The sequence below is a fragment of the Planktotalea sp. genome, assembly GCF_039984035.1.
In the GTDB taxonomy this organism is placed as follows: domain Bacteria; phylum Pseudomonadota; class Alphaproteobacteria; order Rhodobacterales; family Rhodobacteraceae; genus Planktotalea.
Map to the genome: position 1 here is coordinate 1 of NZ_JBDWVM010000288.1, position 5,752 is coordinate 5,752.

Sequence of the window (5,752 nt, forward strand, 5' to 3'; positions counted from 1 at the left end):
GGGATGCTCAAATCCGTGCGCCTTGATACACGTCTTGATCTCTCTTTGCGTATGACGTTGATCCCGCATCAAGGCGGCAAGGTCCGCCTACCCTATGAGTGCATTCCGAAAGCGGCCGAGATTGAAGCCGCACTGACAGCGCAAGACATCCCCTATGAGCGGCACCATTTCACCCTGATGTCATAAAAAGTTCACCGCTCTGTAGCGTCCCTGTTGCGCAGCACTGGCACAGAACAGACATGACAGAGCCAGAACACATAGACAGATTGCTCCACGAACGCGCCCCTTGGCTGTTTCAAGAAACAGCGCCTGTCGCGTTTCTGCGCAAGTCCCTGCAATCGGCGCTCAGCTATGAGCAAACGCTGCTGATCGCGGATCGATTGAAACCGCTCAGCGCAGTCCAAATTATGGACCGCTTGGCGATCCACCTGTGCAGAAACCTGAGTGTTTCGGGGATAGAGCACATCCCGATGAGCGGACCCGCCCTCATCGTATGCAATCACCCGACGGGCATTGCGGATGCGATCATGCTTTGGTCCGCCCTGCGCAAACGGCGCTCTGACACCTATTTCTTTGCCAACCGCGATATCGAGCGGGTTCTACCGCAAATGCGCGACATGATTGCGCCCGTCGAATGGCGCGCTGAAAAGCGCAGCCACAGCGCAACCCGCCGAATGCTGAAGTTCACCGCAGAGGCAACGCGGGAGGAACGCCTCGGCGTGATTTTCCCCTCTGGTCGTCTCGCCTATCGCGAGGGTCTAAGTTTGCGCGAACGTCCTTGGATGGGGTCCGCGGTGACGCTTGCGCGCAAGTTTGATCTTCCGATTGTGCCAGTGCATCTCAAGGGGCGAAACTCGGCACTCTTCTACCTGTTGTCGATGATCCACCCCAGCTTGCGCGACATCACATTGTTTCATGAAACGCTGAACAAAGCGCGCGCGCCTTTCGAGGTCCATGCAAAGGCTCCGATCGCAGTCAATTATCTACCGCAGGACAATGAGGCCGCAATCGCACAGCTTCGCGCGCTTTGCTTCGATCAAGACACCGCACCGAAAAGCCGCGCATCAAAACCCATTGTCAGCCGCCCACCCCATCGGGGCGCAGCCTTGGGCGTACAGAGCTAAGCTTGCGACAATAGCTTTGTTGACGCGTCCATGCGGAAATGTCCTTGCGTTTGGACCTGACCCGCATCGGCCCCCAATCCGCCGCAACGCCGCGCCAGCGTTTGTCTTTGCTCGCCATCACTTTGTCGCGGGGCATAACAACCGTCAAAATACGGACGGCGCAGCTCAGGTTAGAGGGCCCATGTTTCAAACCCTCACGGCTCGGCGCACTACATTTATAGCCACGCGCCGTCGCTGGCAGGATTTGCAGCAAGCCATACCAACGTCCATTCCCGCCAACCGCTTCTTGGCGATAGGTGCTTTCATGTTTGGCAAGTGCCGACATAAAGCCTGCCCAAAACGCAGCGCGCCCATCTTCATCATTGTCTGGATAGGCCGGACACCAATCCGCGATATCACGCGGCACGGTTTGTAGGATCGGCTTCCCATGTGATTTCAGCGACGAAATCGCCGCGCGCGTCCAAATGCGCCCCGCTGGGCGATGATCCCAACGCGCGGTTGGCACAACGTCCCCATCGCGGCGCACCGGGCGCACTGCAGTTTCTGGCGCAAGGGGCGAAATTTGCGCGTCTTCCGGCGCAAGTGCCACAGTTTGGTCGTTCCGCTTAACACTTACAGGCGATATTTCCGCATGCATTGCACTTGGGGCGAGAGCCAAACAAGTCACGGTAATTAAACTAAAAGCTACAATCTTCATCTGAAGAACCTGCTCACTTTGCGCGGCAAAAAGCAAGAATTTTAGCCAAATTCCGACCATTCAAAGAACTTGGAAACAAACTGTTACCGCCTGCTACGTGCCACGTTTGCGCCCAATTGCGTCGCCATAAAACTCTCAGCAAACGTACGAATACGCCGAAAGTTAATGAATATGTCTTTTATCCAGTCCCTAAAATCGAGCCTCAAAGCCTCACTTGGCTCCAAACAGCGCCAAGTCAGTGCCGTACCGCAGATCGCGGCCAAGGCCTCTGAAAACCCTGATCTTGAAAAGCTCTTGGTGATCCCGGTGTCCGATGATCCAAAAGAAGAGCAACAGCGCAGCCATGCGTTCAACAAGGGGCAGTTCCTTGCGCGCCAGGAACGCTGGGAGGATCTGTCGAAAATTGTGAACGACGAAGATCAAAACCGCCGCGCCTCTGGTGGCGGCATGCCAATTGCCGAACTTTTGTGCCAAGGCGCGCGCGCCGATGTTGTCGCTCTGGCCGAACATCTGCTCATTGACGGCACCCCTGAAGAAGCCCGCCCGCTTAGCGAAGCAATCTCCGCGCTTGAACAAATCCTCGGTGAGCACTCCAACAACCACGTAATTGCAACAATTGTTGCTATGGCGCACCTTGATATCGCTTGGGCATGGCGCGGCACTGACGCGGTTCGTGACACCCCTGCCCGTAACCTTGAAGCGTTTGAGCTGCACTGCACGCGCGCTTGCCAAGTGCTTGATCCGTTTTGCGGAATTGAACTCGACAGCCCGCTTGTCACCTCTGCACGTTGTGCGCTTTTGGTTGGAACACCAAATGCCCAGACACGCGTTGCAGATGATTATGAAGACTTGATTGATCTCGCACCTGAGCAACAACGCCATATCCGCGCGCTCGGTCACCACATGCTTCCCCAATGGTTCGGCAGCTACGAAACCCTTGAACTTGAAGCGCGCCGCACAGCCGCACGCACGCAGGATATCTGGGGCGCTGGCGCTTACACTTGGACCTATTTCGATGCCGTGCTCGTTGATCCCTATTGCGCACGCTACATCGACATCCCTTTCTTCCTTGAAGGCATCCGCGATATTCTCGAGCGCTCGGAAGATCAGCACAACGCCAACCTTTTTGCCTCCTTTGCAGCGGTTTCCATCCCAAACGCTGCGCATCTTTGCGCAGATGATCTGGAATCCTGCTCGGCGCTCGAGCAAATCCAAACTGCAGCGCAGTGGATCATGTCTGATTACCTGCACGAATTGCATCCGCTGATCTGGGGCCATGCGATGGAAGGTTTCGACAATCACGCACGTATCGCCTCTATCGATGCGCTGTTTAAACAGGGCCGTGAAAAAGCGAACCAAGTCTTTGTCCGCATCTTTGGCGAGCAAATGCGCAAAGGCAACGCGCTGATTTTCACGCCACAAGGGCTTTATGTGCAGCAGGCGTGAAAGTCGTTGGCGGATGGATAACGATTGGCTAAATAACCCTTATGTAGCTCAATTTTTTCGAGGTTTGAGTTTCAAGACCGATCTAGGATCATAGAAATCCTTGTTAAAACATAGAGCTTTTGTATCCATAGATTTAGCAAAAATTTTTGGAGTCCACTATGCCGAGGCCACCACCGCCCAAAAACCGCCTTCCGAAAGGAGCGCGATTGCTTTTTGGGCTTTCTTTTTATGCAGCGCTTGTGGTCATACTTTTCTTACTCGGATTTGAGTTTTTTGAGTTTTCTGAAAATACGTCCAGAATTGATCGCAGCGCCTCGATTGCGATATTTTTGGCGCCTATCGCTTTGATTGCGGATTATTTTTTTGACAAAGATTAATCTGCCCAGTGGCCGCCCAGAGAGAACATCACCTCTTTGACATTACGCCTTGCAAGAAATTCAATCTATGCGAGAGTCATTTGATATAATTTCAACAATATCGAGCAAGGCAGCTTTATGACCCTCAACATGCAATTCGTGAACGACACCGGACTTCCGGATGATCAAGTCTTTGTCACCTTTCAGGACCCCGGCCAAACGCTTGCTGCAAGTTTCGGAGCGAACAACACTGCGATCGCACGCGCAAATGCTGGTGACATGATGACAAAGTCATATAGCCTTGCCACGCTTGGAAAAGCCGGACTTGAGATCACCAATGCCGAAGGGCCGGTTGTCTTTATCTCCTATGCCGCAACCAAAGATCACGGCGGTTTTGTCATGGATGCCGATCTCTCTGGTAATGAACAACCGAGCTTCATTGGTAGCGGTGGTGTGAATTACAAAAAGGCTTATCAACCTTTTGAAATAACGGCTAAAAAAGGTGAAGACAGCGGTCAGGGAAACCTCACCAATATCAACTACTTCGCAGCCCCGATCAGCATTCGCAGTTTCAACGGCGGAACCAAAGGAACCCAGCTCCAAGAACGCGGGTATTATGGCAATACGGCGAAAGGCACGGCCAAACTCGCCGACGCCCTGAACAAGCTCACCTCCGGCGCACCCACAGCAACCGTGACGGAAAACGGAAAGGCGTTGCGCTACATCGGCCCTTCTTCTTACGGCGCGGGCGACAACCCTTTCTCATCTTTCGCGGCCTATCTGAACGCGCTCCACAAAGACGGCACAACGGCGAAAATTCAAAACCACAATGCGTTCAATACGAAAGCCAAAGATCCAAAAGACAGCGTAAACTATAACTACGAACTCAACTTCGTCGCCAGTTTTGCCAAAGACAACACCATCACCCTAAGCGGCGACATCACCACTACGATCATCAAATACGGGCACAAGCCGACACCTGGCACCACCTACAAAGGTGCCGTCTTAACGATCTCTCCGACAACTGGCCCAAACACGTCTGAGGATATTTTTACCAATACGATCTACGGTCAAGCCGACCCGCATGGCGCTGGCAAAGGATCAACAACCTTCAACGCTGTATGGGACACGCTCGAAGCCGATATGAACGCGCTCGGGTTCGACATTGCCCATCCATTCGCGACCACACAAAGCCTCGCCATTGGTGAAATCACGACCGGTTTGCTTGGCGGCTTCGTCGGCAGCAAAACGATCTACAAAAATGGCACGGGTGAATATAAACAATACGATGGCTCCGCCTACGGAACTTTGCCAAGTGCAGCATGGTGGAATACCGACCCGATTCCCGAACCCAAGGCACTGCAATCCGGACACACGTTTTACAGTGACTATTCCGATACGATTTTCGCGGCCACTGACAATCAAGTCTATTCCATTCCGTTCAGCGACCGGTTTGGCAAAGGCCCGCTGATGCAAACCCAGCTCTACAACGGAAAAACCGTGGATACATGGGTCGTCACCCTCGGCGTTCCTACCTTCATGCTTCCCTAGCTCTAAAAACCTTTGCCAGTTCATGCGCCCGAGACCATAAAACATCTTGGGTGCACCTGCGCGGCATTTTGCAATTCTACATCTTTGCCCGATGCATAAATAAAAGCCCCAAGGTCAGCCGCGAAACAGCGCCGTAGACACGCGCCCTCTTGCCCCCCCCGCGCCTCTGTCTTAGAACGCTCAAAAGCCCTGATTTCTTGGACACTGCCACATGCTTGATCTGACATACGACGCCCCAAAAGTGAAAACCATTGCCGGTGCAAAGCACGACTGGGAATTGGTCATCGGGATGGAAGTCCACGCACAGGTCTCTTCCAACTCCAAGCTCTTCTCTGGCGCCTCCACAACCTTCGGTGCAGAGCCAAACTCAAACGTCGCTTTCGTTGACGCCGCCATGCCCGGCATGCTGCCCGTCATCAACGAATTCTGCGTCGAGCAAGCGGTGCGCACGGGGCTCGGCCTCAAGGCAGAAATCAACCTCTTCTCCGCGTTTGATCGCAAGAACTACTTCTACCCCGATCTTCCGCAAGGCTACCAAATCAGCCAGCTTTATCACCCCATCGTGGGCGAAGGCGAAG

At 53.6% G+C, this 5,752-nt stretch carries 4 protein-coding genes and 2 pseudogenes; 5 read left to right on the plus strand and 1 reads right to left on the minus strand.

All coding sequences use genetic code 11. The annotated features are described in order from the left end of the window. Together ABJQ89_RS13130 and ABJQ89_RS13135 are read left to right on the plus strand one after the other, a co-directional pair. A pseudogene (locus tag ABJQ89_RS13130) lies at nucleotides 1-186 on the plus strand (hypothetical protein); the annotation flags it as partial. 53 nt (nucleotides 187-239) lie between these two features. Continuing rightward, the gene (locus ABJQ89_RS13135; protein ID WP_348496666.1) at nucleotides 240-1,124 is read left to right on the plus strand and encodes a 1-acyl-sn-glycerol-3-phosphate acyltransferase; all 885 of its coding nucleotides are present in this window, start codon (nucleotides 240-242) and stop codon (nucleotides 1,122-1,124) included. Here ABJQ89_RS13135 and ABJQ89_RS13140 read toward each other — a convergent pair. Beyond that, nucleotides 1,078-1,713 carry a transglycosylase SLT domain-containing protein gene (locus tag ABJQ89_RS13140; protein WP_348496667.1) on the minus strand — a complete coding sequence of 212 codons (636 nt, stop codon included), beginning with the start codon at nucleotides 1,711-1,713 and terminating at the stop codon, nucleotides 1,078-1,080. The genes ABJQ89_RS13135 and ABJQ89_RS13140 overlap by 47 nt on opposite strands. A 279-nt stretch (nucleotides 1,714-1,992) precedes the next feature. On the opposite strand from ABJQ89_RS13140, the gene ABJQ89_RS13145 reads away from it, so the two are divergent. From ABJQ89_RS13145 to gatB, 3 genes and pseudogenes are all read left to right on the plus strand, one after another. Then, complete coding sequence (locus tag ABJQ89_RS13145; protein WP_348496668.1) at nucleotides 1,993-3,267, plus strand: hypothetical protein; 1,275 nt, start codon at nucleotides 1,993-1,995, stop codon at nucleotides 3,265-3,267. 494 nt (nucleotides 3,268-3,761) lie between these two features. Next, nucleotides 3,762-5,174 (plus strand): hypothetical protein, encoded by a 1,413-nt coding sequence (locus ABJQ89_RS13150; protein ID WP_348496669.1) that lies wholly within the window; start codon nucleotides 3,762-3,764, stop codon nucleotides 5,172-5,174. Nucleotides 5,175-5,385: 211 nt separating this feature from the next. After that, nucleotides 5,386-5,752 (plus strand): annotated as a pseudogene (gatB, locus tag ABJQ89_RS13155) (Asp-tRNA(Asn)/Glu-tRNA(Gln) amidotransferase GatCAB subunit B); the annotation flags it as partial.

Coding starts and splice junctions, on each gene's coding strand:
- ABJQ89_RS13135 (WP_348496666.1), top strand. CDS start 240: ATGACAGAGCCAGAACACATAGACAGATTGCTCCACGAACGCGCCCCT.
- ABJQ89_RS13145 (WP_348496668.1), top strand. CDS start 1,993: ATGTCTTTTATCCAGTCCCTAAAATCGAGCCTCAAAGCCTCACTTGGC.
- ABJQ89_RS13150 (WP_348496669.1), top strand. CDS start 3,762: ATGACCCTCAACATGCAATTCGTGAACGACACCGGACTTCCGGATGAT.